At 73.7% G+C, this 25,765-nt stretch carries 22 protein-coding genes; 8 read left to right on the top strand and 14 right to left on the bottom strand.

The features are described from left to right. Positions 1–49: 49 nt before the first annotated feature. Complete coding sequence (gene map, locus ACQKM2_RS14415) at positions 50–907, bottom strand: type I methionyl aminopeptidase (protein ID WP_427709572.1); 858 nt, start codon at positions 905–907, stop codon at positions 50–52. 108 nt (positions 908–1,015) lie between these two features. Between map and ACQKM2_RS14410 the strand changes: the two genes are divergently transcribed. After that, positions 1,016–1,264, top strand: coding sequence for a hypothetical protein (locus ACQKM2_RS14410; protein ID WP_427709570.1), 249 nt, complete (start codon positions 1,016–1,018; stop codon positions 1,262–1,264). 9 nt (positions 1,265–1,273) lie between these two features. Here ACQKM2_RS14410 and ACQKM2_RS14405 read toward each other — a convergent pair whose 3' ends face one another. Continuing rightward, on the bottom strand, positions 1,274–1,882 hold the full coding sequence (locus ACQKM2_RS14405; protein ID WP_427709568.1) for a hypothetical protein: 609 nt from the start codon (positions 1,880–1,882) through the stop codon (positions 1,274–1,276). Between the two features lie 72 nt (positions 1,883–1,954). On the opposite strand from ACQKM2_RS14405, the gene npdG reads away from it, so the two are divergent. Next, positions 1,955–2,659 (top strand): NADPH-dependent F420 reductase, encoded by a 705-nt coding sequence (gene npdG / locus ACQKM2_RS14400; RefSeq protein ID WP_427709566.1) that lies wholly within the window; start codon positions 1,955–1,957, stop codon positions 2,657–2,659. A 57-nt stretch (positions 2,660–2,716) separates the two neighbouring features. Here the strand turns inward: npdG and ACQKM2_RS14395 are convergent, their stop codons facing one another. After that, entirely contained in the window at positions 2,717–4,831 is a 2,115-nt protein-coding gene (locus ACQKM2_RS14395) for a TerD family protein (protein ID WP_427709564.1), read from the bottom strand. 230 nt (positions 4,832–5,061) lie between these two features. On the opposite strand from ACQKM2_RS14395, the gene ACQKM2_RS14390 reads away from it, so the two are divergent. Next, the gene (locus tag ACQKM2_RS14390) at positions 5,062–5,241 is read left to right on the top strand and encodes a hypothetical protein (RefSeq protein WP_427709562.1); all 180 of its coding nucleotides are present in this window, start codon (positions 5,062–5,064) and stop codon (positions 5,239–5,241) included. A 21-nt stretch (positions 5,242–5,262) separates the two neighbouring features. Here the strand turns inward: ACQKM2_RS14390 and ACQKM2_RS14385 are convergent, their stop codons facing one another. Further along, positions 5,263–6,066: a site-2 protease family protein gene (locus tag ACQKM2_RS14385; RefSeq protein ID WP_427709560.1), complete on the bottom strand. Its 804-nt coding sequence runs from the start codon at positions 6,064–6,066 to the stop codon at positions 5,263–5,265. 94 nt (positions 6,067–6,160) lie between these two features. Between ACQKM2_RS14385 and ACQKM2_RS14380 the strand changes: the two genes are divergently transcribed. Beyond that, on the top strand, positions 6,161–9,667 hold the full coding sequence (locus tag ACQKM2_RS14380; protein WP_427709664.1) for an AfsR/SARP family transcriptional regulator: 3,507 nt from the start codon (positions 6,161–6,163) through the stop codon (positions 9,665–9,667). Between the two features lie 63 nt (positions 9,668–9,730). Here ACQKM2_RS14380 and ACQKM2_RS14375 read toward each other — a convergent pair whose 3' ends face one another. The 3 genes from ACQKM2_RS14375 to panB all read right to left on the bottom strand — a co-directional run bounded on the left by ACQKM2_RS14375 (position 9,731) and on the right by panB (position 12,646). Continuing rightward, positions 9,731–10,579 (bottom strand): ABC transporter permease, encoded by an 849-nt coding sequence (locus ACQKM2_RS14375; RefSeq protein ID WP_427709558.1) that lies wholly within the window; start codon positions 10,577–10,579, stop codon positions 9,731–9,733. After that, a complete protein-coding gene (locus tag ACQKM2_RS14370; protein WP_427709556.1) occupies positions 10,576–11,607 on the bottom strand; it encodes an ATP-binding cassette domain-containing protein in 1,032 nt (343 codons plus the stop codon). The genes ACQKM2_RS14375 and ACQKM2_RS14370 overlap by 4 nt, the downstream gene beginning before the upstream one ends. A gap of 178 nt (positions 11,608–11,785) precedes the next feature. Then, positions 11,786–12,646 carry a 3-methyl-2-oxobutanoate hydroxymethyltransferase gene (panB, locus tag ACQKM2_RS14365; protein WP_427709554.1) on the bottom strand — a complete coding sequence of 287 codons (861 nt, stop codon included), beginning with the start codon at positions 12,644–12,646 and terminating at the stop codon, positions 11,786–11,788. Between the two features lie 306 nt (positions 12,647–12,952). Between panB and ACQKM2_RS14360 the strand changes: the two genes are divergently transcribed. Beyond that, positions 12,953–13,981 (top strand): endonuclease/exonuclease/phosphatase family protein, encoded by a 1,029-nt coding sequence (locus ACQKM2_RS14360; RefSeq protein WP_427709552.1) that lies wholly within the window; start codon positions 12,953–12,955, stop codon positions 13,979–13,981. A 41-nt stretch (positions 13,982–14,022) separates the two neighbouring features. On the opposite strand, the gene ACQKM2_RS14355 is transcribed toward ACQKM2_RS14360, so the two are convergent. Then, positions 14,023–15,777, bottom strand: coding sequence for an NAD+ synthase (locus tag ACQKM2_RS14355; RefSeq protein ID WP_427709550.1), 1,755 nt, complete (start codon positions 15,775–15,777; stop codon positions 14,023–14,025). Positions 15,778–15,871: 94 nt separating this feature from the next. Beyond that, positions 15,872–17,191, bottom strand: coding sequence for a DUF4190 domain-containing protein (locus ACQKM2_RS14350; protein ID WP_427709548.1), 1,320 nt, complete (start codon positions 17,189–17,191; stop codon positions 15,872–15,874). A gap of 603 nt (positions 17,192–17,794) precedes the next feature. Between ACQKM2_RS14350 and ACQKM2_RS14345 the strand changes: the two genes are divergently transcribed. Both ACQKM2_RS14345 and ACQKM2_RS14340 read left to right on the top strand, forming a co-directional pair. Then, a complete protein-coding gene (locus ACQKM2_RS14345; RefSeq protein ID WP_427709546.1) occupies positions 17,795–18,523 on the top strand; it encodes a DUF998 domain-containing protein in 729 nt (242 codons plus the stop codon). Further along, positions 18,520–19,419 carry an alpha/beta fold hydrolase gene (locus ACQKM2_RS14340; protein ID WP_427709544.1) on the top strand — a complete coding sequence of 300 codons (900 nt, stop codon included), beginning with the start codon at positions 18,520–18,522 and terminating at the stop codon, positions 19,417–19,419. The genes ACQKM2_RS14345 and ACQKM2_RS14340 overlap by 4 nt, the downstream gene beginning before the upstream one ends. On the opposite strand, the gene ACQKM2_RS14335 is transcribed toward ACQKM2_RS14340, so the two are convergent. From ACQKM2_RS14335 to ACQKM2_RS14325, 3 genes are all read right to left on the bottom strand, one after another. Then, positions 19,416–20,078, bottom strand: coding sequence for a DUF305 domain-containing protein (locus ACQKM2_RS14335; protein ID WP_427709542.1), 663 nt, complete (start codon positions 20,076–20,078; stop codon positions 19,416–19,418). The two genes, ACQKM2_RS14340 and ACQKM2_RS14335, sit on opposite strands and share 4 nt — an antisense overlap. Beyond that, positions 20,075–20,725, bottom strand: a complete 651-nt coding sequence (locus ACQKM2_RS14330) for a DUF3105 domain-containing protein (protein ID WP_427709540.1) — start codon at positions 20,723–20,725, stop codon at positions 20,075–20,077. Before ACQKM2_RS14330 ends, ACQKM2_RS14335 begins: the two co-directional genes overlap by 4 nt. A gap of 71 nt (positions 20,726–20,796) precedes the next feature. Beyond that, positions 20,797–21,174: a hypothetical protein gene (locus ACQKM2_RS14325; protein WP_427709538.1), complete on the bottom strand. Its 378-nt coding sequence runs from the start codon at positions 21,172–21,174 to the stop codon at positions 20,797–20,799. A 175-nt stretch (positions 21,175–21,349) separates the two neighbouring features. On the opposite strand from ACQKM2_RS14325, the gene ACQKM2_RS14320 reads away from it, so the two are divergent. Beyond that, complete coding sequence (locus ACQKM2_RS14320) at positions 21,350–22,711, top strand: glutamine synthetase family protein (protein WP_007263785.1); 1,362 nt, start codon at positions 21,350–21,352, stop codon at positions 22,709–22,711. A 57-nt stretch (positions 22,712–22,768) separates the two neighbouring features. Here ACQKM2_RS14320 and ACQKM2_RS14315 read toward each other — a convergent pair whose 3' ends face one another. Together ACQKM2_RS14315 and ACQKM2_RS14310 are read right to left on the bottom strand one after the other, a co-directional pair. After that, complete coding sequence (locus ACQKM2_RS14315) at positions 22,769–23,458, bottom strand: hypothetical protein (RefSeq protein WP_427709536.1); 690 nt, start codon at positions 23,456–23,458, stop codon at positions 22,769–22,771. A gap of 56 nt (positions 23,459–23,514) precedes the next feature. Continuing rightward, on the bottom strand, positions 23,515–25,593 hold the full coding sequence (locus ACQKM2_RS14310) for a PIG-L family deacetylase (protein ID WP_427709534.1): 2,079 nt from the start codon (positions 25,591–25,593) through the stop codon (positions 23,515–23,517). Positions 25,594–25,765: the final 172 nt, after the last annotated feature.

Raw genomic sequence — 25,765 nt, 5'->3', positions numbered from 1 at the left:
TGTGTTCCCGACGTGTTGTCGGTAAAAACCCTCCGGGCGGCAAAAACTCCTAGGGCAGGGTCAGGATCTCCGTGCCGGTTTCCGTCACCACCAGCGTGTGCTCGAACTGTGCCGTGCGCTTGCGGTCCTTCGTGACGACCGTCCAGCCGTCCTCCCACATGTCGTACTCGTGGGTGCCCAGCGTCAGCATCGGCTCGATGGTGAAGGTCATCCCGGGCTCGATGACGGTCGTGGCGTGCGGGCTGTCGTAGTGCGGGACGATCAGGCCCGAGTGGAACGACGAGTTGATGCCGTGGCCGGTGAAGTCCCGGACCACCCCGTACCCGAAGCGCTTCGCGTACGACTCGATGACGCGGCCGATGACGTTGATCTGCCGGCCGGGCTTGACCGCCTTGATCGCCCGGTTCAGGGCCTCGCGGGTGCGCTCCACCAGCAGCCGCGACTCCTCGTCGACGTCGCCGCACAGGTAGGTGGCGTTGTTGTCGCCGTGCACCCCGCCGATGTACGCGGTCACGTCGAGGTTCACGATGTCGCCGTCCCGCAGGACGGTCGAGTCCGGGATCCCGTGGCAGATGACCTCGTTGAGCGAGGAGCACAGGGACTTCGGGAAGCCCCGGTAGCCGAGCGTCGAGGGGTAGGCGCCGTGGTCGCACATGTACTCGTGCGCGACCCGGTCCAGCTCGTCGGTGGTCACCCCCGGCGCGATGTGCTTGGCCGCCTCCTCCATCGCCTGCGCGGCGATCCGGCCGGCGATGCGCATGGCCTCGATGGTCTCGGCCGACTGCACCTCCGGTCCGGTGTACGGAGCGGGCGCGGGCTTGCCCACGTACTCGGGCCGGCGGATGTTTCCGGGGACGGAACGGACGGGAGAGAGCTCGCCTGGAACGAGCAGCGACTGGCCAGACATGCAAGCGAGTGTATCCAGCGGTCATGGGGCAGCATGGCGACGAGGAGCGGTATCGAACGGTATCGAGCGGCGGTGCCGGGAGACCGAGCCGGAAGGAGTCCGAAGGCGATGGCCCTGTTCAAGAAGCGTCAGGTGGGCAAACCGGGCGAGTGGTACTACTGCCTGGTCCACCAGAAGGTGGAGGAGGGCCCCGAGTGCCCCGCCAAGGACCGGTTCGGCCCCTACACCACGCGCGAGGAGGCCTCCCACGCCATGGAGACGGCGCAGGAGCGCAACCTCGAATGGCAGAACGACCCCAAGTGGAACGACAAGACCCGTGAGGAAGAGGAAGGCGGCGGCACCGCCACCACCCCCTGACCCCGCGCCCTACCAGCGGCTGGGCGACGGCGGGGCGGTCAGCTGGTCGGCCAGCCGCGCCAGCCGGTCGCGCAGCCGCCGCGGGCCGCGCCGCTGCGGCGGGGCGTTCTCCCCGGCCGCCGCGCTGACCAGGTGCTGCACCGTGTCCAGGTCCAGCTCCGAGCCGGCGGCCGGCACCGACAGGGCGTCGTGGGCGAGACCGGCCAGGTCCGGGTCCCCGCCGTCCAGGGACAGTACGGTCGCCCCCGCGCGCCGGGCGTCGTGCACCCGCTCCAGCAGCCCCCCGCCGGGCCGCTCCGGAGCCACCACCAGCAGCGTGTGCCCGCGCCGGGCGGCCTCCAGCCGGCCCAGCCCCACCGACAGGTGCGGCGGCTCACCCGGCCGCACGTGATGGCGCACCAGCGTCGGCGCCAGCTCCGGCTGACCCGACCAGGCCGCCTCGTCCACCAGGTGCGCCGCCAGGTGCCAGGGCTCGTACTGCTCGGTGCCCACCAGCAGCAGGCTCCCGCCGGCCGGCGCCACCGACCGCCGCAGCGAACCCGCGAACCGCCGGGCCTCGTCCGGCCACCGCGTCCCGGCGAGCACCTCGCGCAGCAGCGCCACCCTCACGGCATCCATGCGGCATCCATGGCCGCATCCTGCACCATCGGACCCTCCTCGTCCGGCCTACCCGGCAGTACGCTCGCCAGCATGACTTCCTCAGACAGCACGCAGAAGCCGCCGGCCAGGGACCCCTGGGACCTCCCCGACGTGTCCGGCCTCGTCGTCGGCGTCCTCGGCGGCACCGGCGACCAGGGCCGCGGCCTCGCCTACCGGCTCGCCCGCGCGGGCCAGAAGGTGATCATCGGCTCCCGCGCCGCCGACCGCGCCGAGACCGCCGCCGCGGAGCTCGGCCTCGGCGTCGAGGGCGCCGACAACGCCGAATGCGCCCGCCGCAGCGACATCGTGATCATCGCCGTCCCGTGGGAGGGCCACGCCAAGACCCTCGAAGCCCTCCGCGAGGACCTCGCCGGCAAGCTCGTCGTGGACTGCGTCAACCCCCTCGGCTTCGACAAGCAGGGCGCCTACGCCCTCCAGGTCGAAGAGGGCAGCGCCGCCCAGCAGGCCGCCGCCCTGCTCCCCGGCTCCCGCGTCACCGCCGCCTTCCACCACCTCTCCGCCGTCCTCCTCCAGGACGCCTCGGTCGAGGAGATCGACACCGACGTGATGGTCCTCGGCGAATCCCGCGCCGACACCGACGTCGTCCAGGCCCTCGCCGGCCGCATCCCCGGCATGCGCGGCGTCTTCGCCGGACGGCTGCGCAACGCCCACCAGGTCGAGGCGATGGTGGCCAACCTCATCTCCACCAACCGCCGCTACAAGGCCCACGCCGGCCTCCGCCTCACCGACGTGTGACCCCACCGCCCCCCGGACCCCGCACCGGCGGCGGGGCCCGGGGGCAGGGGGCAGCCGTCAGCCCTTGCGTCCCGGACGGGTCTCGAAGGCGCCCAGATGGGCCAGCACGCCGTGGTAGAAGCGCTCCACGGCCTCGTCGACGCCGCGGATGAACCCGGACTCCGTGTTGCCCCGCGTGGTCCCCGTTCCCTTGAACAGCGACAGCCGGAACCCGGTGAGCTGGGAACCGTCCCTGGGCAGCAGGTCACCCGGCTCCGGCCGCAGCCGCTCCAGCGTGCCGCGCGGCCCGTTCGCCCCCTCCACGAGGCTCTCCACGTGCAGGTCGGCCGGCGCCTCCGCCAGCAGCCGCACCAGCCGCTTCACCGTGGTCAGCGGGTACGAGCCCACCGGTGCCGGCACGTCCACGGACGTGCGGACCTTCGCCGTCCGCAGGTCCGCCGTGACCGCGATGACCGTGCTCGTCCCCTCTATCCGCAGCTCCGCCGCCAGCCGCCCCTCCGCGCAGAGCCTCTCCGCCGCCGCCACCCGCCGGGCCTGCGGGTCGCTGCCGCGCCGCGCCCGCTGCACCGGCAGCGCCTTCTGACCCAGCTCCCCGCCCAGGCGCAGGCAGACCTGCCGGATGAGCCGCTCCCAGCTCTCCACGACGTCCACGGCCCGCGGGTCGCCGGCACTCAGGGTCTCGTCGTCGATCCCCTTGCGCACGGGAACCCAGGACGGCCCCATGTTCTGGAAGCCGTGGCAGCCCGAGTTCTCGTGCCGCAGGTACTCCAGCAGTTCCTGGAGCAGCCAGGCGTGCGCGGCGTTGGCCACCCCTTCGTGCCGGATCAGCATCTGGGTCTGGTGCGCCACCTCCGCCCACGACAGGTGCCACAGGCTCACCTTGTGCTTGCGCCGGCCGTCGATCTTCACGTCCACCACGGGAGCTCCGTCGAGCGCCACGTCGTTCGAGAGCGTGATCACGGCCTCGTAGCCGCGGCGCGCGGCGATGTCCATGTACTCCTGGACCTGCTCCGCCTTGAGGGGGTTCCCGTTGGTCTTGGTCTCGACCAGTGCCGTCCACAGCTTGCCCGCGCGCTCGACCCGGATCACGCCGTCCGGGCGCCGGGGCGTCTCGCCGTGCGGCAGGGACACCTCGGTGAAGGTCTGCATCCGTCCGGCGGGCGCGCCGAAGCCCGCGGTCAGCCGGCGGCCCAGCTCCGGCACCTGGGACATGACGGCCAGCAGCACCGACGTCGCGCGGACCTCGCGCTCCCGGTCGCTCTTGAGGGAAGGGACGGGGAACAGCCGCGCGGGGCGCCAGGAGTCGTTCTCGGCGAGGGACTTCCCGGCCACCTTGGGGAGGGTGACCTTCTTCCTGGTGGTACGGCCCCTGCCGCGGGTCTGCGCCGGCACGACCGGCCCGGCGTCGGACGCGGGCGCGGACGCGGGGTCCCGCGCCTCCTGGGCGGCCTCCGCGTCGCCGTCCGCCCCGGGGACCCCGGGGACCGGGGAGACCGCGGAGACCGCGGAGACCCCGGGGGTCGCACCTGCGGTCTCCCCGGGCTCGGCCGGGCCCGCCGCCCGCCCCGCCCCCTCGGCGGCCGCCGCCTCCGGCTCGGAGGCCCCGGAGGTCCCGGAGTCGTCGGCCTCCTCCTCCACCACGACGCCGAAGTCCGTGGCCAGCCCGGCCAGCCCGGTCTCGTAGCCCTGTCCCACGGCGCGGAACTTCCACTCCTCGCCCCGCCGGTAGAGCTCCCCGAAGATGAAGGCGGTCTCCACCCCCGCGTCGTCGATGGAGAACCCCACCAGCGGCTCACCGGACCGGTCCGCCACCGTCACCCGCAGGTCGTCGAGGTCACCGAAGCGGGCACCCCCGTACTGGCTGGCCGCCACCACGATCCGCGCCACGTCCTGCGGCACCGCGGTCAGGTCCAGGCTGATGCGGTCCTCGTCCCCGCTGTCGGTGGGCGTCTTGCCCAGGAGCTGCACGCTTCCGTCCGGGGCGGCGGGGTTGTTGTAGAAGTAGAAGTCGTTCTCGCTGCGGATCTTGCCGTTCTCGTCCACCAGCAGCACGGAGACGTCCGCGTCTCCCGCACCCGACGCGCTGGTCCAGCCCAGGCTCACGACGACCGCGCCGACGTCCTCGCTGAGGGCGTTCAGGCTGACGTTCGCACCCTTCTGGATCTCCTGCATGGCACTCCCCCCACCTGCCCGGATGCTCCCGCCGACGACGACGGGAACCCGGGCTGTCGTTCTGCTCTTGCCGTTCTCGCACGATCGAATCGCGCGCCGGGCGAACCGTAACCGGGAGCAGAGCGGAAGATCAGGCAAAGCGGGAAATCGACCCCCACCGGGGACGGGGGACGGATGGGGGACACTGGAGGGGTTCCACCCCCTTCCGTGTCGCCGAGGAGCTGTTCCGGATGCCCCGCCTTGCCCTGTTCGCCGTTGTCGTCTGCGTCCTCGCCGTGGCCGCGGCCGTGGTCGCCTTCGTGGAGGGCAGCTTCCTCGGGATCGTGTGGGTGCTGCTGGCCGGCGTCACGTCCAACATGGCCTGGTTCTACTTCCGCAAGGCCAAGGCCGAGAAGCAGCGGGCGGCGTAGCCCGCCGCGCCGGTCCTGGGGTCAGTCCTGCGGGGCCGTGCAGAAGAAGCCCTCGGAGTCCTGCCAGAAGCGGTACAGGTCGCGGCCGCAGTAGGTCTCCAGGTCCGAGACGCCCAGCGCGCGCAGGACCCCGCGCACCGCGTCGAAGAACACGGCGTTCACCTCCGGGATCCACAGCAGCGCGAACACCCCGATCAGCGCGAACGGCGCCAGCGGGGCCAGCTCGCGGCGGACGCGGTGGGACAGCCACGGCTCGATGATCCCGTAGCCGTCCAGGCCCGGCACCGGCAGGAAGTTCAGGATCGCCGCCGAGACCTGGAGCAGCGCGAGGAACGCCAGCGCGAAGCGGAACGGCAGCGGGACCCCGTCGAGGGCGTCCAGCCAGAACGGCGCCGTGCAGACGACGGCGAAGGCCACGTTCGTCAGCGGGCCCGCCGCCGACACCAGGCTGTGCTTCCAGCGGCCCCGGATCCGGTCGCGCTCGATGTACACCGCCCCGCCGGGCAGGCCCAGCCCGCCCAGAATCACGAAGACCACCGGCAGCACGATGCTGAGCAGCACGTGCGTGTACTTCAGCGGGTTCAGGGTCAGGTAGCCCTTCGCGCCGACCGTGATGTCACCGCCGTGCAGCGCGGTGCGGGCGTGCGCGTACTCGTGCAGGCACAGCGAGACCACCCACGCCGACGTGACGAAGAGGAACACGGCCAGCCCCGGGCTCGCCGCGTAGCCCGTCCACACCGCCCAGCCGGTCACCGCCATGACGGCGACGATGCCGAGGAACACGGAACTGATCTGCCGCTCACCGCGGACGCCCTGATGAACCATGCGGCGAAACCTATCCCGGGCTCGGCGGCGGCGGGGGTGCGGGGCCGGGGAGAATGGGCCGGTGCGTTACGTGATTCTCGGCACCGCCCAGGCCATGAGCGACGACGGCAGCCCCGTCGCCGTCGGCGGAGCGCGCCTGCGCGCGCTCCTGACCGCCCTCGCCCTGCGCCCCGGCCGCGCGGTCCCGGCCGGGCTGCTGGTCGCCGAGGTGTGGGACGCCGACCCGCCGGGCGACGCCGTCGCCGCGCTCCAGGCGCTGGTGGGGCGGCTGCGGCGGGCGCTGGGGCACGCGGCCGTGCGGTCCGTGGAGGGCGGCTACCAGCTGGAGGCGGAGCGGGAGGACGTCGACCTGTACCGCTTCGAACGGCTCGCGCGCGCCGCCGCGGCGGACCGGGACCCGGCCCAGGCGGCGGCCCTGTACGACGAGGCGCTCGCACTGTGGCGGGGCCCCGCGCTGGCCTCCCTCCCCGATCCGGCGGCCGAGTCCGCGCGCTGGGAGGCCGTACGGATGGACGCGCGCCGGGGCCGCCTGGGCGCGGCACTGGCACTGGGCGAAGCGGAACAGGCCCTGCCGGAGCTGACCGAGCTGTGTGCGCGGCAGCCCCTGGACGAGTCCCTGCAGGTGCTGCGGATCCGGGCCCTGCGGGCGGCGGGCCGCCCGGCGGAGGCGCTGGCCGCGTACGAGACCGTCCGTCAGGACCTCGCCGCCCGCCTCGGCACGGACCCGGGCCCGTCCCTCCGCACCCTCCACGCGGAACTCCTCGCCCCCACCCCCGACACCGCCCCGGCCGGCCCCGCGACCGGCGCCCCGGCCGCCTGGCCCGGAGCCCCGGCGCCCTCGGCCCCGGCTGCCGCTCCCGGCGCCCCGATGCCCGCGGGTCACGCCCCGGCCCTGGACCCGGCCGCCCCGGCCACGTGGCCCGCGGACCAGTCCGGGGCCCCCACCGGCGGCACCCCGACGCCCGCACCCGCCCCGGCCGGACCCGCGACCGGCGCCCCGGCCGCCTGGCCCGGCGCCCCGGCGTCCGCGGCCCCGGCCGCCGTCCCCGGGAACCTGCGGGCGCGGCTGACCACCTTCGTCGGGCGGGAGGAGGACATCCGCGTCATCGGCGACGACCTCGGCAGGGCCCGGCTCGTCACCCTGCTCGGTCCCGGCGGGGCCGGGAAGACGCGGCTGTCGCAGGAGGCCGCCGAGACCCACGCCCGCACCGCCGGCGGCGACGACGGCTGGGCCGACGGGGTGTGGTTCGTCGAGCTGGCGCCCGTGGAGGATCCCGAGGACGTCCCCGAGGCGGTCCTCGCCGCGCTCGGCGCCCGCGAGACCAAGCTGCGCGGCGCCGCCGCCGAGGAACTGCGCGCGCTGACCGACCGCGGCGGGGACGACCCCCTCGACCGGCTCGCCGAGCACTGCTCCCGCCGCCGGCTCCTGCTGCTCCTCGACAACTGCGAGCACGTCATCGGCGCCGCCGCCCACCTCGCCGAACGCCTCCTCACCCACTGCCCCGGCGTGCGGATCCTCGCCACCAGCCGGGAACCCCTCGGCGTGCCGGGGGAGTTCCTGCGCCCCGTCGAACCCCTGCCGGACCCCGTCGCGCTCCGGCTCCTCGACGACCGCGGGGCCGCGGCCCGGCCCGGGTTCAGCGTCGCCGCGGACCCGGCCGCCGCGGCCGAGATCTGCCGCCGCCTGGACGGCCTGCCGCTCGCCATCGAGCTGGCCGCCGCCCGGCTGCGCCTCCTCACCCCCCGCCAGATCGCCGACCGGCTCGACGACCGCTTCCGCCTCCTGACCGGCGGCGCCCGCACCGTCCTGCCCCGCCAGCAGACCCTGCGCGCCGTCGTCGACTGGTCCTGGGAGCTGCTGGACGAGCCCGAACGGGCCGTGCTCCGCCGGCTGTCCGTCTTCGCGGGCGGCTGCGACCTGGAGGCCGCCGAAGCCGTCTGCGCGAGGGCCGAGGACCTCGTCGACGTCGCCGACGCCATGGCCACCCTCGTCGACAAGTCCCTCGTCGTCGCCGCCCCCGGCCCCGCCGGCGACATGCGCTACCGCCTCCTGGAGACCGTCGGCGAATACGCCGCCGAGCGCCTCGCCGAAGCCGAAGCCGAAGCCGGCGCCGGCCGCGACCGCGCGGCCACCGAGCACCGCCACCTCGTCCACTACCGCGAACTCGCCCGCACCACCGAACCCCTGCTCCGCGGCCACGGCCAGCGCGCCGCCGCCGACCGGATCGCCACCGAGTACGAGAACCTCCGCAGCGCCCTGCGCCGAGCCGTCGCCGACCGCGACGCCCACGAGGCGCTGTGCCTGGTCCACTCCCTCGGCTGGTACTGGCACATGCAGGACCTGCGCGCCGAGTCCCGGCACTGGTCCGAAGCCGTCGCCGGACTCGGCCCCGACCCCTTCCTCGCGCCCCACACCCCCGCCGAGCCCGTCTACGAACGGCTCGTCGACTCGCCCCCGCCCTACTCCGGCGAGGTGCTCGCCGAGGGCTGGCGCGCCCTGCACCTCGTACGCCTCTCCGCCCGGGACCAGACGAACACCGACTGGGACAGCCCGGAGGTCCGCGAGCAGGTCGCCGGGGTGCTGGCCACCTACCGGCCCGGCCTCCCGCAGACCTGCCGCACCCCGGCCTCCCTGTGGATCTACGCCGTGATGATCGCGGGGGATCCGGGCCTGCTCAAGCGGGTCGTCGACGCGACCGTCGACACCGCCCGCGAGCTCGGCTACCGCTGGGAGCTCGCCTCCGGCCTCCAGCTGAGGGCCAACATCCTCGCCAACCGGGCCGACTGGGCCGGCGACGCCTCCCGCGACGCGGACGAGAGCCTGGCCCTCTTCCGCGAGCTCGGCGACGACTGGGGCTGCGCCGAGGCCCTGTCGGCCCGCGCCGAGACCCGTGAGAAGTGCGGGGACTACGGCCTGTCCGCCCAGGACTACCTGGAAGCGATCGAACACGCCGAGCGCCTCGGCGCCAAGGCGCAGGTGACGGTGCTGCGCGTGCGGATGGCCGGCTCCCTCGTCGAGAGCGGCCGGATCGAGGAGGCCGAGCGGATCCTCACCGACACCCTCACCACCTCGGTGCGGTTCGCCAACGAGTCCGTGCCCGCCGCGCGGATGTTCCTCGCCTCCGTCTACGGGCGCACCGGCCGGATCCCCGAGGCCCGGGAACAGATCCGGCTGCTGCGCGAGGAGTTCGCGATGGGCGCGTTCGCCGTCTTCGACGTGTTCCTGCTCGCGACGACGGCCTGGCTGGACAACCAGGACGGCAAGTACGAGGAGGCCCTGGTCCTGGCCCGCGAGGCCGCGGGGGCCGTCCGGCACCCCCTCGCCATGATGGTCGCCCCGTACATGCCGGCCGTGTACCTGCTGACGGCCGCCGTGGCCCGGCTCGGCCTCGGCGGCCCCGGGCAGGCGTACGAGGCCGCGCGGCTGATCGGCGCCTACCGAGCCCAGCTGCCGCCCGGGCACGTCCCGGTCTCCTCGGAACGCGAGGACGCCGCCCACGCCGAGGAGGGGGCGAGGGCGGCGCTGGGCGACGCGGCGTACGAGGCCGCGTACGCCGAAGGCGGCGGCCTCTCCCTGGAGGAGGCCACCGCCCTCATCTGATCCGGCCGGCTCCCCCGTGCGGTGCCGTCCGGGACGCGATCCGGACGGACCGGCCGCCCGGGATCAGGTCTTCTGGCGGAACTTGCGGACCGCGATCGGCATGGTGACGGCCGTGATGCCGACCGACCAGGCCAGGGTGATCCACACGGAGTTGCCCAGCGGGGTGCCGTTGATCAGGCCGCGGGCCGCGTCGGCCAGGTTGGACAGCGGGTTGACGTCGGTGAAGCTCTGCAGCCAGCCCGGCATCGTGGTGGGCGGGGCGAAGATCGAGCTGCCGAACTGCAGCGGCATCAGGACGATCATCGCCATGCCCTGGACCGCCTGGGCGGTCTTCATGGTCAGACCCAGCAGGATGAAGATCCACATCAGCGAGGAGCCGAAGACGGCCGACAGTCCGATGGCCAGGAACAGGTCCAGCACCGAGGACTCGATGGACAGGCCCAGGATGAAGCCCACGGCGAGCAGGATCGCGATGGCGACCATCATCCGGCCGAGCTCGACCACGATCTTCGCGATGAGGACGGAGGACCGGGCGATGGGCATGGACCGGAAGCGGTCCATCACGCCCTTCTTGAAGTCGTCGTTGACGCCGGTGCCGACGCCCATGGAGATGTTCATGCCCATCATCGCCATCAGGCCCGGCACGACGTAGTTGACGTACTCGCCGTTGTTGCCCTTGCCGGAGATCGCGCCGCCGAAGACGAACACGAACAGCAGCGTGAAGATGATCGGCATGAACACGACGTCGAACATCGACTCCGGGTCCTGCTTGATCTGGAGGGCGTTGCGGCGGACGAGCGCGCCGATGTGGCGCAGGTTGCCCCGCAGGCCGATCCGGCCCTCGCCGGCCGGCGGGGAGGCGGCCGTGGCGGCCGCGGTGGTGCTGGGCTTCGTCGTGGTTACGGTGCTCATGCCGCGACCTCCTGATCCGTCTCGGTCTTCCGGGTGGGCGCGGCGTCCCCGTCCGCCACCGGCTTCTGGCCGGTGATGGACAGGAACACCTCGTCCAGGCTGGGCAGGTACGTGCCGAGGTCGGCGATGGCGTACCCGCGGGCGGCCAGCAGGCCGACCACGGCGGTCAGCTGCTCGTCGCTGAGGATCGGGACCAGCAGCACGCCCTCGTCCGGCACCGCCTGGGAGCCGGCGACGCCGTCCAGGCCGGTCTCCGCCAGCGCGCGGGCCATGCCCGGCAGGTCGGACGCGTCCACCGGACGGATCCGCAGGGTGCGGCCGCCCACGCGGGCCTTCAGCTCGTCGACCTTGCCCTTGGCGATGACCTTGCCGCGGTCGATGACCGTCAGCTCGTTCGCGAGCTGCTCGGCCTCCTCCATGTACTGGGTGGTGAGCAGGACGGTGGCGCCCTCGGCGACCATCCGCTGCACCTCGTCCCACACCTCGTTGCGGGTGCGGGGGTCCAGGCCGGTGGTCGGCTCGTCCAGGTAGAGCACCGCCGGGCGGCCGATCATCGAGGCGGCCAGGTCGAGCCGGCGGCGCATGCCGCCGGAGTAGTTCATCGCCGCCTTCTTCGCGGCCTCCGTGAGGGAGAACCGCTCCAGCAGCTCGTCCGCGCGGGCCCGGGCGTCCTTGCGGGACAGGTCCAGCAGCCGGCCGATCATGTAGAGGTTCTCCCAGCCGGAGAGCTTCTCGTCGACCGAGGCGTACTGGCCGGTCAGGCCGATCGTGCGGCGCAGCTGCCGGGGCTGGCGGACCACGTCGTAGCCGGCGACGGTGGCGGTGCCCGCGTCGGGGACGATCAGGGTGGACAGGCAGCGGACCAGGGTGGTCTTGCCGGCGCCGTTCGGGCCGAGGACACCGAGCACGGTGCCCTCGCGGACGTCCAGGTCGACCCCGTCCAGTGCCTTGGTCTCGCCGTAGTGCTTGACCAGCCCCCGCACTTCCACGGCGTTGGGGTTCTTGTCGTTTCGCGTCATGTCCACCATGGGACCAGCCGCCACTGACAAAGCTCCGACAGTCGACCGACAGCCCACCGACAGCCGACCCGGTCTCGAACGACAGCCCGCCGACAGGACTGTCGGCGGGCTGTCGGTACCGGTCGTACGGCCGGTCGTACTACCGCCCGGTGGCACCGGGCGGTGCCACCGGCCGGGTCTCCCGGGACTAGTGGAAGGCGTGCTCCTCCTGCGGGAACGCTCCGCCGACCACGTCCTCGGCGAAGGCCTTCGCCGCGTCACCCATGGTCCGGCGCAGGTTCGCGTACTGCTTCACGAAGCGCGGCATCTTCCCGCCGGTCAGGCCCATCATGTCGGTCCACACCAGCACCTGCGCGTCGCACTCCGAGCCGGCGCCGATGCCGACCGTCGGGATGTGCAGGGACCGGGTGACCTCGGCGGCCAGCTCGGCCGGGACCAGCTCCAGGACCACCGCGAACGCGCCCGCGTCCTGCGCCGCCTTCGCGTCCCGCAGCAGCTGGTGCGCGGCCTCGTCGGTGCGGCCCTGCACCCGGTAGCCCATGGCGTTCACGGACTGCGGGGTCAGGCCCAGGTGGGACATGACCGGGATGCCGGACTGCACGATCAGCTCGGTCTGGTGCAGCGAGCGCTCGCCGCCCTCCAGCTTGACCGCCCCGACACCGGCCTCCTTCACCAGCCGGGTGGCGCTGCGCAGGGCCTGCACGGCGCCTTCCTGGTAGGAGCCGAACGGCAGGTCGCCGACGACCAGGGCACGGCTGGTGCCCCGTACGACGGCCGCCGACAGCAGGGTCATCTCGTCCATCGTCACGGGGACGGTGGTGTCGTAGCCGAGGTGACAGTTGCCCATCGAGTCACCGACGAGGATCACCGGGATGCCGGCCTCGTCGAACACGGACGCCGTCATGGCGTCGTACGCGGTGAGCATGGGCCACTTCTCGCCGCGCTCCTTGGCGAGCATGAGGTCGCGGACGGTGATCCGCCGGGTGCCAGTGCCTCCGTACAGGGTGGGGGAGGCGGCTTCGCGGGCAGGCGAAACGGCATGCGTCATTGCAACTGCTCCTTGTGTCATCTCGAGGCGCCCTCACGGCGTCCCCGGACTCACCCACCATGGTGGCACCCGTCCGGCCGTCGGCGGAAGTGGCGGAGCCGCGACGCGCTGACCCGTCCGTCACACTCCCGGCCCGCTTCCGGGCGCGCCGGAGCCAATGTGCGCGTTTCGTGACAACCGGAACCCTTGCCGCACGGCCGTTCGTCCTCCCGGTTGTACGGCCGCGAGGTCGGCACGGAAGGCTCCGAACATCGCCTAGGGTCAAGGGGCGGGGACGGAGCGCGAGCACGGCAGCGAGGAATGGGCATGGCACAGGCGTACATGACGGAGACGGGGAACGGCGGCTCCGAGCCCGGGCCCTCCGGATCCGGACTGAAGCGCCGGCTGGCCGAGCTGGGCCGTGACCGGGGCATCTGGAAGCGCGGGATCGTCACCGCCGGGTTCGCCGCGCTGATCTCGCTGATCATGATCTTCCACGCGGAGCTGCCCAACGACATCGGCAACCTCGGCAGCCTCACCGAGACCTTCCTGCCCTGGCTGGGCGTGTTCGTACCGGTGCTGCTGGCCATCGCGGTGGTCCGCAAGTCCGCGACCGCCCTGATCGCGATACTGCTGACGGCCGCGGTCTGGGTGAACCTCTTCGGCGGCCTGGTCACCGACAAGTCGGGCTCCGGCGGCAACCTCACGGTCGCCACCCACAACGTGGACGCCGACAACCCGGACCCGAAGGGCACCGCCGAGGCGGTCGCCAAGTCGAAGGCCGACGTCCTGGCCTTGACCGAGCTCAAGGCGAGCGCCGTCCCCGTCTACGAGAAGGCCCTCGAAGGCACGTACAAGTACCACGCGGTCGAGGGCACGGTCGGCGTGTGGAGCAAGTACCCGCTGACCTCCAGCAAGCCCGTGGACATCCGCCTCGGCTGGACCCGCGCCATGCGCACCACCGTCGCGAGCCCCTTCGGCGAGATCGGCGTGTACGTCGCCCACCTGCCCTCGGTCCGCGTCAAGCTCAACGCCGGCTTCACCGCCAACCAGCGCGACAACAGCGCCGACGCGCTCGGCGCGGCCCTCGCCGCCGAACCGCTGAAGAACGTCATCCTGCTCGGCGACCTGAACGGCACCATGAACGACCGCTCCCTGTCCGAGGTCACCTCGCAGATGCGCTCCACGCAGGGCGCCGCCGGCAACGGCTTCGGCTTCAGCTGGCCCGCGCAGTTCCCGATGGCCCGCATCGACCAGATCATGGTCCGCGGCGCGAAGCCGGAGGCCTCCTGGACCCTGCCGCGCACGGGCAGCGACCACCTGCCGGTCGCCGCCCGTCTGAGCGTGCGCAAGTAGGCGGCGCGACGCGGCCGTGGGCCCTGCGGGCGGGGCGGGGGCTACGGCCGCTCGCGCCAGCCGTTGGTGATGGGCAGCCGGCGGTCCTTGCCGAACCCCTTCGCGGAGATCTTGGTGCCCGGCGGGTACTGGCGGCGCTTGTACTCCGCCGTGTCCACCATCCGCAGCGTCCTCGCGACGAGCTCCCGGTCGAAGCCGGCCGCGACGATCTCCTCCAGGCCCTGGTCCCGGTCCACGTACCGGTCGAGGATCGCGTCGAGCACCGGGTAGTCCGGCAGCGAGTCCGTGTCCACCTGCCCCGGCCGCAGCTCGGCGCTCGGCGGCTTCACGATCGAGTTCTCCGGGATCGGCGGGGTCTCGCCCCGCTCCTCGGCGGCCCGGTTGCGGTAGCGGGCCAGCCGGAAGACGTCGCTCTTGTACACGTCCTTGATCGGCCCGTAGGCGCCGACGGAGTCCCCGTACAGGGTGGAGTAGCCGACGGCCAGCTCGGACTTGTTGCCCGGGGCCAGCACGATGTGGCCCTCCTGGTTGGAGACCGCCATCAGCATGGTGCCGCGCAGCCGGGACTGGAGGTTCTCCTCGGCCAGGCCCGTCAGGCCCAGCGAACCCATGTAGGCGTCGAACATCGGCTCGATCGGGACGGTGCGGAAGTTCAGCCCGGTCCGCGCCGCCAGATCGGCGGCGTCGCCCTTGGAGTGCTCGGAGGAGTACTTCGAGGGCATGGCGATGCCGTACACGTTCTGCGCGCCGACCGCGTCGCAGGCGATGGCCGCGACGAGCGCCGAGTCGATGCCCCCGGAGAGCCCGATCAGGACGGAGCGGAAGCCGTTCTTGCGGACGTACGCGCGCAGGCCCACCACCAGCGCGTCGTAGACCTCCTCGTCGTCGTCCAGCCGCTCGGCGTAGCCGCCGGTCACGACCGGCTCGTACGCCTCCAGCGGCTCCTCGGAGAGGATCACGCGGTCGATGCGCAGTCCGTCGTCGACGACCCCCTCGGGGGCGTCGGGGCGTGCCGCCGGGAGGTCCAGGTCGACCAGGACGCAGCCCTCGGAGAACTGCGGGGCCCGGACGACGACCTCGCCGGAGGCGTCCACGACGATGGAGTCGCCGTCGAAGACCAGCTCGTCCTGGCCGCCGATCATCGCCAGGTAGGCGAGGGTGCAGCCGGCCTCCTGGGCGCGCTTGCGGACCAGTTCGAGGCGTACGTCGTCCTTGTTGCGCTCGTACGGGGACGCGTTGATCGAGATCAGCAGGCCGGCCCCGGCGGAGCGGGTGGCGGGGACGCGGCCGCCCTCCTGCCAGAGGTCCTCGCAGATGGCGAGGGCGACGTCGACGCCGTGGACCCGGACGACGGGCTGGGTGTCGCCGGGCACGAAGTACCGGAACTCGTCGAACACGCCGTAGTTGGGCAGGTGGTGCTTGGCGAACCGGAGCACCACCTCGCCCCCGTACAGCACGGCGGCGGCGTTCTCCGGGGAGCCGGCGGGGCGGCCGAGCCGGGGGGCGGCCCGCTCGCTGCGGTCGAGGTAGCCGACGACGACCGGGAGCCCGCCGAACCCCTCGTCCGCCAGCCGCCGGGCCAGCGCGGTCAGGGCGGCGCGGGACGCGTCGACGAAGGACGCGCGCAGGGCCAGGTCCTCGACGGGGTAGCCCGTCAGCGTCATCTCCGGGAACGCCACCAGGTGGGCGCCCTGCTCGGCGGAGTGCCGCGTCCAGTGCACGACCGAGTCGGAGTTGGCGGCGATGTTGCCGACCTGCGAGTCGATCTGATTCAGAGCGAGGCGAAGTTGAGGCACGGGGCCCAGTCTAATCGTCTTTCTGACGCGATGTCCTGGGCCCCGGCCGTTCCGGGCGGTTCTCAGGTGCCCGGCGCGTGGTTCGGCGAGTGGTTCAGCGGACGGGGCCGGTGAACTTCGCCGGGGGCAGCAGGACACTGGGGGAGAGCTCCGCGCTGATGCTCGTGGTTCCCGCGGGCACCTCGTACGCGGCACTGCCGGAGGCCGTCTGACCGGGTTCGAGCACCCGGTCGACGCGCTTGGGCGTCCGGCCGTCGAAGACGAGCCTGCCGGCGTTGCCCCGGCCGTCGCGGACCTCGGGGATCGCGTGGACCACGCGGAGGGGCTCGGCGGAGGTGTTGGTGATGGTGAAGGGCACCTCGACCGCGTTGCCGACCTCGATCCACTTGTTGCCGCTGGTGTACTTCCGGGGCGCCTCGACGGTCACCTTGACGCCGCCCGGGTACGTGTACGTACGGCCGAAGTCGAGCGGGGTGGTCATGCCGGGGCCCGGCGGCGGCGTCGGGTGCGGGTTCACCTCCCAGTCCTCGCCGTCCCCCCAGTCCTCGTCCCAGTCCGGCTCGACCGTGGCGGCTTCGCGGGCGCGGTCGACGGCCTTGCCGACGAGGTTCACGGTGAAGAACCAGCCGCCGACGGAGGCGCCGAGACCCAGGACGCCGAGGGCGACGCCGAAGAGGGACATCACCTTGCGCGGGGCACCGGCCCGGGCGCGCACGAAGGCGGCGATGCCGAGGGCGACGGCGGTCACGCCGAGGAGCGTGCCGACCCAGAACACGAACGGCACGAGCGCGACCGGCACCGCCGCCAGCCCCAGCACCAGTGCGGCGACGGCCATCCCGTTGGAGGGCGCCGGGGGCACGGGCGGGTACGCGGCGTATCCGGGGTACCCCGGATACCCGGGGTACCCGGCGTAGGGCGCCGTCGGGGCCTGACCGGGCGGCCCCCACGCGGCGGCGGGCGGCACGGGCGGCGCCGGGACGGCCCCGGGGGCGGGGGTCGCCCAGGGGTTGAACTCCCCGGCCGGGGGCGCCTGCACCTGAACGGGCTCCGACCACGGGGCCCCGCCCGGCGACGGCCCCGGCTGCGCGGGCGCGGCGGTGTCCTGCGGGGTCTTCGTGAGCGAGGGCCTGGCGGGCTCCGGCTGGGGTGCGGCGGGCCCGGCGGGCGGGGTGTCCGCGGGCGGGGTGGTGGCGGCGGGCTCCGCCGGTGGGGCTGCGTCCTGCGGGGTCTTCGTGAGCGACGGCTTCGCGGGCTCCGGTTCCGGTCCCGGCTCCGGTGCCGCGGTCCCGGGCGTGGGGGCGTCCGCGGGCGGGGTCTTCTCCAGGGACGGCTTCGCCGCCTCCGGTATGGGCGTGGCCTCGGGCTCGGGCGGCGGACCGGACGGGGTCCCGGGCGGGTTCGGGGGCGTGCTCATACCTGGCGGCGTCCTTGGGGTGTGCGGCGTACGGGGCGGGAACGCGGTGTACGGACGATGCGGGCAGACTGCCATGCCCCCCGGCACCCTCCAAGCCGTTTCGGCCCCGGCCCCCGCACCGGCGAGCGGTATCTGCCGATGTGCCGGAATCAGGACCTCCACCCGGGCGGGGCACGGGGTGTCCGACGGATCAGGACCGGTTCCGGCCGCCCCGGCCTCCGCCGGGGCCCCGGGCACGTCCCCCCGGCGGTGGCCGCGGAGACCCGGACCGTCCGGCCGGGACCAGCGGGTCAGCCCCGTGGAACGCGGCAGCGGGCACGCAGCTCCCGACCGTATCCGGCAGCCCCGGGCCGGCCGGCCGTGCTCGCAGCCCCCGGGGGAGTGCGGCAGCGGGCACGCACGTCCCGGCCGTATCGGGCAGCCCCGGGCCGGCAGGCCGGCCGTGACCGCAGCCCCCGGGGGAACGCGGCGGCGGGCGCGCACGTTCTCAGCGTGTGGGACTCGGCCGGATGGCCCAGGACGCGTATCCCGGCGATCCCCAGCGGCGGCGCCGCCCGGCAGCGCCGCACGCCGACGCCGGATCTGCTGAGGATCATTCACACCATGCGCACAGAACGCCCGAACCGTCCGCCCCGCCCCGAAGGAGCCCCGCCCCCCACCACGTGGCCCGTCGTCCTCCTCGTCGGTCTCGGCGCGGCCGCCTACACCGCCTGGGTGCTCGAAGTCGTCCTCTCTACCGGCCTCAACCCCATCGAGACCTACGTCAGCGAGCTCGCCGCCCAGGACCAGCCCCTCGGCGGCCTCTTCCGGGCCACCGACTTCACCGCCGGCCTGCTCGTCTTCCTCGGCGGGCTGCTCGCCCTGGCCCGCCTGGTCCGCCACCCCGGGTCCCGGGGCTTCTGGGCCGTCACGGGCTGGGCCGGCGTCACCCTCTTCGGCGCGGCCACCGCCGCCGACGCCTGGCTGCCGCTCAGCTGCCAGCCGACCGCCGACCCGGAGTGCGCCGCCCGCGAGACCGCCGGCCTCGTCCCGGCCACCCACCAGGCCCACGCCGTCAGCAGCAGCCTCGCCATGACCGGCGCCCTCATCGGGATAGTGGCCCTCACCGTCGCCGCCCGCCGGTACCGGCGGCACGCGCCCCTCGCCCGCTACGGCCCCGCCCTCGTCGTCCTGGAACTGCTCGCCACCGCCTGGACCCTGACCGCCATCGCCCTGTTCACCGCCGGGCACGGGACCTGGGCGCTCGGGGCGGGGCAGCGGCTCCAGGTGCTGCTGGTCGCGCTCTGGCTGGGGCTGCTCGCCTACTCCGTCCACAAGGAGGGGCGTACGTGAACACCCGCTTCGTCCGGGTCGACGGCGTCCCGCTGCACGTGGTCGTCGAGGGCGCGGGGCCCCCGGTGGTGCTGAGCGCCGGGCTCGCCATGGCCTGGTTCGACTGGGACCCGGTCGCGGCCCTGCTCGTGGCCGGGGGCCGCACCGTGATCCGCTTCGACCGCCCCGGGCACGGGCTCAGCGCCCCGGCCGGCGGACCGTCCGGCGCCGCCGCCGAGGCCCGCCGGATCGCCGGGCTGCTGGACGCACTGGGGCCGGGCGCGCCGGGGCCGGGCGCCGCCCCCGGTACAGCCCCCGGTACAGCCCCCGGTACAGCCCCCGTCACCGTCGTCGGGCACTCCATCGCCGGGTTCCACGCCGAGGCCTTCGCCCGCCTGTACCCGGAGCGCACCGCCGCCCTGGTGCTGGTCGACTCCAGCGTCGAGGAGGCCCCCCGCACGCTGCTGCCCGCCGCACTGCGCACCGGCGCCGCCCGCGCCCTCGGCCGGGCCGTCACCGCCGCCGGGCTCCCCGCCGCGCTGGGGCCCGCGCTGCGGGGCGCGGCCGTACGGGCCTCCCGGGCCGGCCGGGCCGCGGACCCGGCCGCGCGGGACCTCGTACGCCGCTGCTACCGCACGGGCCGGGTCTGGCGCGGGGCCCTCCTGGAGAACTCCCGCTACCCGGACACCGCCGCCGAGCTCCTCGCCCTGCGCGCGGAGCACCCGCTGAAGGCCCCCGCCACCGTCCTGGCCGGCCACGACGGCCCGCCCGGCGGCCCCGCCCCGCGCTGGCTCGGCCGCCAGGCGGCCCTGGCCGACGTGCTCGGCGCCCGCTTCGAGGTCGCCGCACCGGCCGGGCACCTGGTCATGCTCGACCGCCCGCACCAGGTGGCCCGGGCGGTCCTGCGGGCGGCCTAACGCGGCGCCGCCCCCCGCTGGCGGAGCATGTCCTCCATCAGCTTCAGCTCAGACTGCTGCGCCTCGACCATGCCCTGCGCCAGCGCCTTCTCCGTCGGGGTGGCGCACTGGCGGGCGCAGCCCTCGGCCATCGCGACGCCGCCCTTGTGGTGGTCGGTCATCAGCTGGAGGTACAGCACCTCGGCGTCCCGGCCGTTCGCCGCACCGAGCCGCTCCAGCTCCTCCTTGGTGGCCATGCCGGGCATCAGCGCCCCGGCCTTGGCGGCGCCGTGCCCCGCGTGGCCGCCGTGGCCCTCGCCGGCCTGCATCCACGACATCGGCGGCTCGTCGGCCACCACCTTCGGCAGCCCCCACAGGTCCAGCCAGCCCAGCAGCATGCCGCGCTGGTTGGCCTGCGTGTTGGCGATGTCGTACGCGAGCCCGCGCACGGGCTCGTCCTGGGTGCGGTCGCGGACGATGAAGGACATCTCCACCGCCTGCTGGTGGTGCACCGCCATGTCCCGGGCGAAGCCCGCGTCCGGCGAGTACAGGGCGGGCGCGGCCGGCGCGGCGCGGTCGCCGCGGCCGTCCGGGCCGTTCGCGGTGGCGACCGTGGCCCCCACCGCGAACAGCACGGCCAGCACGACCGCCGCGCCCGCCGCCCAGTACGTACGGGTCACTTCTCGCCCAGCCCGTTGGTGCAGGCCGCGCCCGGCTCGGGGGTCTGCGGGCCCTGCACGTACTTGGTGAAGAACTGCGCCACGCGGGGGTCGTCCGCCTTGTCCACCGTCAGCTGCTTGCCCCAGGCGCTGAGCATGATCGCCCCGGCCTGCTCCTTGACGGGGCTCAGCAGCGTGTAGGGGGTCTTGCCGACCTTCGCCGCGAGCTTGTCGACCTCGGCCTTGTCGGCCTTCTCGTTGTACGTCACCCAGACCGCGCCGTGCTCCAGCGAGTGCACGGCGTTCACCTCGGGGACCGCGTTCTTGTAGACGTCGCCGTTGCAGTTCATCCAGCGCGGGTTGTGGTCACCGCCGACGGGCGGGTTCATCTCGTACTTGACCGGGGTCTCGACGTGGTTGCGGCCGAGCTTCTTCGCGTCCCAGGTCTGCTCGCCCGAGACGGGGGCCTTGCGGGCCGCCGCCTCGTCCTTCTCCTTCTGCTTCTGGTCGATCAGCACCCAGGCCCCGAAACCGACGAGTCCGGCGACGATCGCCGTGGAGATGCCGATCGCGAGGAACTTGTTGCGCCGCTCGCGTGACTGCTCGGCGCGGCGCATCTCGGCTATGCGCTGCTGGCGGGAGTTCTGCTGTGACGTCCTGCTGGCCATGTGCCCTTGATTCCTTCTGCTGAGGGGGGTGTGGGGGTGGTGCCGTGATGCCGTGCGGTGCGCCGGAGCGCTCAGGTCCGCAGCACTTGCAGGACGTGCAGGCCGGGGGCGCGTGCGAGGGTGCCGGGCGGCCGCACCGGCCCCGTGGCCGCGCCCGGGCGGGCGGCGGGCGCCGGCCCGTTCCCGGGCAGGGCCGCGGCGGGCGGCGGGGCGGGCAGCACGGCGGGGGTCACATGGGAGAGGGGGGAGCAGCCCGGAGGGTCGTACGGGGACACGCAGGTGGCGTGCGCTCCGTGTCCGGCGTGCACCCGTCCGGGTTCCGCCGCCGGCCGCACGCACAGGAAGGCCATGCCGGCCGCCACCCCTGCCGCGACCAGCAGCACGAGGACGGCACGCCGGAAGGGACGCCGCTCGTGGCGCCCGCTCCGCGTGTGCTCCCAGCCCCCCATGGCCGCTGATGGTAATGCTCATGACGGCCCCTGGGTCAGAGCGGGGGTGCCATCGTCCTCGGGGGGTGCGTAATGTGGCGGAAACCACCACTGGCGATACTGGACGGGCCCGGCTGCGCCCCCCGTCCTTTTGGGGTGGTGGTGCACAGATCGTCTGAACTGCGAGGATGAAGGCATGGACAAGCAGCAGGAATTCGTCCTCCGGACGCTCGAGGAGCGCGACATCCGCTTCGTGCGCCTGTGGTTCACCGATGTGCTGGGCTTCCTGAAGTCCGTCGCGGTCGCCCCCGCCGAGCTGGAGCAGGCCTTCGACGAGGGCATCGGCTTCGACGGCTCCGCGATCGAGGGCTTCGCCCGGGTCTACGAGTCCGACATGATCGCCAAGCCGGACCCGGGGACCTTCCAGATACTGCCGTGGCGCGCCGAGGCGCCCGGGACGGCCCGGATGTTCTGCGACATCCTGATGCCGGACGGCTCCCCGTCCTTCGCGGACCCGCGCTACGTCCTCAAGCGCATCCTGGCCAAGACCTCCGACCTGGGCTTCACCTTCTACACCCACCCGGAGATCGAGTTCTTCCTGCTGAAGGACAAGCCCCTGGACGGCACCCGCCCCGTCCCCGCCGACAACTCCGGCTACTTCGACCACACTCCGCAGAACGTCGGCATGGACTTCCGCCGCCAGGCGATCACCATGCTCGAATCCATGGGCATCTCCGTGGAGTTCAGCCACCACGAGGGCGCCCCGGGCCAGCAGGAGATCGACCTCCGCTACGCCGACGCCCTCTCCACGGCCGACAACATCATGACGTTCCGCCTGGTCATGAAGCAGGTCGCCCTCGAACAGGGCGTCCAGGCCACCTTCATGCCGAAGCCCTTCTCCGAGTACCCGGGCTCCGGCATGCACACCCACCTGTCCCTCTTCGAGGGCGACCGCAACGCCTTCTACGAGTCGGGCGCCGAGTACCAGCTCTCGAAGGTCGGCCGCTCCTTCATCGCGGGCCTCCTGCGCCACGCCGCGGAGACGGCGGCGGTCACCAACCAGTGGGTCAACTCCTACAAGCGCATCTGGGGCGGCTCCTCCCGCACCGCCGGCTCCGGCGGCGAGGCCCCCTCGTACATCTGCTGGGGCCACAACAACCGCTCGGCCCTGATCCGCGTCCCGATGTACAAGCCGGGCAAGACCGGTTCCTCCCGGGTGGAGGTCCGCTCGATCGACTCGGGCGCCAACCCGTACCTCACCTACGCCGTCCTCCTGGCGGCGGGCCTCAAGGGCATCGAGGAGGGCTACGAACTCCCGGCGGGCGCCGACGACGACGTCTGGGCCCTCTCCGACGCCGAACGCCGCGCGATGGGCATCGAACCCCTCCCGCAGAACCTGGGCGAGGCCATCTCCCTGATGGAACGCAGCGAACTGGTCGCCGAAACCCTCGGCGAGCACGTCTTCGACTTCTTCCTGCGCAACAAGAAGCAGGAGTGGGAGGAGTACCGGAGCGAGGTCACCGCCTTCGAACTCCGCAAGAACCTGCCGGTGCTGTAGGGCAGCGGCCGTGCTGTTCCTCCGGGCCCCGGGCGTCGACCGGGGCCCGGAGGCGTTTCAGGGCTTGACGCAGGACAGGGTGAGTTCCGGGCTCTTGACGGCGATGTCCGCCGAGGGGATGTGCAGGGTGACGTACCCCGTCGGTGGTTGTCCGCCGACGGAGTAGAAATCGGCCACCACGGGGACTGGCTGGGTGGTGGTGCCGCCGGGGAAGGTGACCTTGCCCCCGCCTATGCGCTGGGAGCCGGAGATGAGGGTCCAGTAGTAGCTGACGTCGCCCTTGCCCGTGGCGGTGATCCGGCCGTCGAACGCGACCCTGATGCTCTTCTGGGTGCAGTCGACCGGGGTGCCCTGCTTGGTGACGGGGGAGATGACGACGGTCGTGACCCGCACGTTCCCCTGCTTGCCGCCGTCGTGCTTCTCCCGGGGCGGGGTCAGGCAGCCGGTGCGTTTGCCCTTGGCGGTGACGCTGTACTGGCCGTAGCGGACGCCCTGCTTGTCGAGGGTGCCGTCGTCGCCGACCCGGGTGCGCTGGCTGGTGTTCGGGCCGTTGATCGTGACCGACTGGTTCGGGTCGAAGCCCTCCAGGACCAGGGTGTACGGGCCGCTGCCGGCCTCCCCGGTCGCGACCAGCTCGCACGAGGCGGCCGGCAGCGGGGCCGCGGACGCCGGGGACGCGAGGGCGGCGGCGGCCGGGGAGAGGAGGAGCGGGACGGCGAGGAGCGTGAGGTGGCGGTGCCGGATCATCGTGCTGCCCTCCGGGACGGGAAAGCCCCCGATGCTCCTCCCAGGATATCGGCGGGTCAGGCGGGCGGCGGGAGGACGGCCGGGTGCCAGCTGGCGGCGGGGGAGGCGGGGCGGCCGGTGGTGGTGTGGAGCAGGGCGTCCAGGCCCAGGACCGCCGTCGTCGTGGTGCCGGACGGGTCGAGGACGGCCGAGGGGGCGCCCGCGTACAGCATCCGGGACTCCGTCCAGGCGGGCGGCCCGCCCAGGGTGGTCGCGGCGACGGTGCCGGAGTCCGCGCGGCCCGTCACCGAGCGCCCCGCGACGCCGACCGCGCCGTAGCCCGCCCGGCCGCCGGACTCCGAGACGCTGGAGACCTGCGGGGCGCCCGGGCCCGCGGTGACGAGCGCGCTGCGCACCACCCCGGAGTCGGGGCGGCGGAAGTAGAGCCGGACGCCCGCGCCGTCCCGGGCCGCCGAGAGGGGGACCGTGGTGGCGGGGAGTCCCGTCGGGTACGGCCCGGCCAGCGGGGCGCCGGGGGCGGGCTGCGTCCAGGCCAGGGCGGACTTGGTGGTGGTGGCGTACACGTGGCGCCGGCCGGCGGAGTCGACGACGGCTATCGGGTCGCTCTGGAGGTCCTCGCCGCCCAGCTGCTGCCAGTCGGCGAAGGCCCCCGACGGCTGCTGCACGCGGGCGCGCAGGGTGCGGCGGGTGTCGCGGAGGTAGACGGTGAGCCGGCCCTGGGCGTCGACGGCGGCGGCGGGGGCGCTGACGGCCGAGGTGCCCGGCTCGTCGCCCGGCTCGGGGGTGCCGAGCGACTGCCACGCCCCGAACGGGCCGTCGGGCGCGGCCTGGGCGGCGTACACCACCTCGCGCCGGTAGTCCGCCGGCCGGGGCCCGAGGGTGGTGCGGGTGGCGAGGACCGTGACGCGGCCGTCGGGCAGCCGGACGGCGGTGGCGCCGGGGTCGATGCCGGTGCCGGGGAGCAGGGCGGGCCCGGTCCAGGTCCCGGCCCGGTCGCGGTTCCAGACGGCCATCCGCCCGTCCAGCACGGCGAAGGCCCAGAGCCGTCCGGGGGCGCCCTCCGTGAGCCAGGAGGAGGTGTCGGCGCGGGCGTAGCGCAGCGACTGGGCCCAGTTGCGGCCGGTGGGGCTGCCCGCCACCTTGCGGTCGCCGCAGCCGGAGGGGGAGCCGCCGCAGTAGTCCGCCCGGTCCTGCCAGGCGTACGTCTTCAGGAAGCCGGTCTTCGTCTCGGCGGTCTGCGGGTCGAGCGCGTGGGGGAGGGTGCCGTTGTGGTACCCGAGGTAGTTCTGGACCGAGAACCGCGGCCGGTCCGCGACCTGCTCCGCGTACAGGGCGGTGGCGGCCTGCACGAAGCGGGCGCCGTACATGTGGTCCTGGTGGTCGGTGTACTTGCCGGTGTCCGCGTACCGGCCCGGCGTCGGGTCCTGCATCCGTATCGTCGTCGGCCGGTACCGCTCCAGGATCCCGGCTATCGACCGGACCACCTGGTCCTTGGTGTACGAGAACTGCTGCTTGACCGGGGTGCCGGTGGTGAGCTGCGCCTCCAGCGCCGGTATCCGCCCGTTCCACAGGCCGCGCAGGCTGTCCGGGTTCTCCGCGGCCGGGTTGCGGGCCTCGCGGAGCTGGAACCAGACCAGGTTGACCTGCGGGCGGGCGACGAGGACGTCGAGCTCGGCCTGTCCGCCGCCGGCGGTGGGTATGACCGTGCGCTTCCACGCGCTGGTGCGGTCGCCGGTGGCCATCTGCGCGTACGCGGACCGTATGCCGTTCTGCCGGGCCTCCGCGTACTGGGCGCGGTCGGCGGGCTGCTCCGGGTCCTTGGCCTCGCCGCCGCGCGCCTCGTTGCGGCCGTCGGCCTCGCCGGAGGTGAGGTAGGCGGTGGTGACGGGGATCCCGGCCAGCAGCGAGCGGCTGAGGTCGGGGTTCATGAAGAACAGGTCGTCGTCGGGGTGCGCGACGATCTGGACGACCGTGCCGGAGGTGGTGCTGGCGGGCAGGGCGGCGGCCGGGCCCTTCCCGTCGGCGGTCTCGGCCGAGGTCTGCTGGCCGGAGGCGATGGAGAGGACACCGGAGGCGCCCACGGTCAGCATGGGCAGCACGGCCGCGAGGAGGAAGCGGCGGCGGGAAAGGGGCATGGTCACGGCCTCTTGAGGTCGCTTCGGGCAGGAAGAACCGCTGTGCAGTCAGTGAGAGGCCAAATCGGGGGAGTTGGTTCACCGATTTCGCCGATGACGCACGCTTTTCCGAAAACGACCGGATGTGATTGTGCCCTGCCGGTGCCCGGGCGGTGCCGAACCGCCCGGATCG

The sequence above is a fragment of the Streptomyces sp. NPDC004126 genome, from assembly GCF_050275515.1.
GTDB lineage: Bacteria > Actinomycetota > Actinomycetes > Streptomycetales > Streptomycetaceae > Streptomyces.
The sequence above is the reverse complement of the archived record's forward strand: the minus strand, read 5'-3'. Positions and strand labels throughout refer to the sequence as shown.

Bases quoted from the DNA above. Each gene is read 5' to 3' on its own strand.
- map (WP_427709572.1), bottom strand. From the start codon at position 907: ATGTCTGGCCAGTCGCTGCTCGTTCCAGGCGAGCTCTCTCCCGTCCGT.
- ACQKM2_RS14410 (WP_427709570.1), top strand. From the start codon at position 1,016: ATGGCCCTGTTCAAGAAGCGTCAGGTGGGCAAACCGGGCGAGTGGTAC.
- ACQKM2_RS14405 (WP_427709568.1), bottom strand. From the start codon at position 1,882: ATGGATGCCGTGAGGGTGGCGCTGCTGCGCGAGGTGCTCGCCGGGACG.
- npdG (WP_427709566.1), top strand. From the start codon at position 1,955: ATGACTTCCTCAGACAGCACGCAGAAGCCGCCGGCCAGGGACCCCTGG.
- ACQKM2_RS14395 (WP_427709564.1), bottom strand. From the start codon at position 4,831: ATGCAGGAGATCCAGAAGGGTGCGAACGTCAGCCTGAACGCCCTCAGC.
- ACQKM2_RS14390 (WP_427709562.1), top strand. From the start codon at position 5,062: ATGCCCCGCCTTGCCCTGTTCGCCGTTGTCGTCTGCGTCCTCGCCGTG.
- ACQKM2_RS14385 (WP_427709560.1), bottom strand. From the start codon at position 6,066: ATGGTTCATCAGGGCGTCCGCGGTGAGCGGCAGATCAGTTCCGTGTTC.
- ACQKM2_RS14380 (WP_427709664.1), top strand. From the start codon at position 6,161: ATGAGCGACGACGGCAGCCCCGTCGCCGTCGGCGGAGCGCGCCTGCGC.
- ACQKM2_RS14375 (WP_427709558.1), bottom strand. From the start codon at position 10,579: ATGAGCACCGTAACCACGACGAAGCCCAGCACCACCGCGGCCGCCACG.
- ACQKM2_RS14370 (WP_427709556.1), bottom strand. From the start codon at position 11,607: ATGGTGGACATGACGCGAAACGACAAGAACCCCAACGCCGTGGAAGTG.
- panB (WP_427709554.1), bottom strand. From the start codon at position 12,646: ATGACGCATGCCGTTTCGCCTGCCCGCGAAGCCGCCTCCCCCACCCTG.
- ACQKM2_RS14360 (WP_427709552.1), top strand. From the start codon at position 12,953: ATGGCACAGGCGTACATGACGGAGACGGGGAACGGCGGCTCCGAGCCC.
- ACQKM2_RS14350 (WP_427709548.1), bottom strand. From the start codon at position 17,191: ATGAGCACGCCCCCGAACCCGCCCGGGACCCCGTCCGGTCCGCCGCCC.
- ACQKM2_RS14345 (WP_427709546.1), top strand. From the start codon at position 17,795: ATGCGCACAGAACGCCCGAACCGTCCGCCCCGCCCCGAAGGAGCCCCG.
- ACQKM2_RS14330 (WP_427709540.1), bottom strand. From the start codon at position 20,725: ATGGCCAGCAGGACGTCACAGCAGAACTCCCGCCAGCAGCGCATAGCC.
- ACQKM2_RS14325 (WP_427709538.1), bottom strand. From the start codon at position 21,174: ATGGGGGGCTGGGAGCACACGCGGAGCGGGCGCCACGAGCGGCGTCCC.
- ACQKM2_RS14320 (WP_007263785.1), top strand. From the start codon at position 21,350: ATGGACAAGCAGCAGGAATTCGTCCTCCGGACGCTCGAGGAGCGCGAC.
- ACQKM2_RS14315 (WP_427709536.1), bottom strand. From the start codon at position 23,458: ATGATCCGGCACCGCCACCTCACGCTCCTCGCCGTCCCGCTCCTCCTC.
- ACQKM2_RS14310 (WP_427709534.1), bottom strand. From the start codon at position 25,593: ATGCCCCTTTCCCGCCGCCGCTTCCTCCTCGCGGCCGTGCTGCCCATG.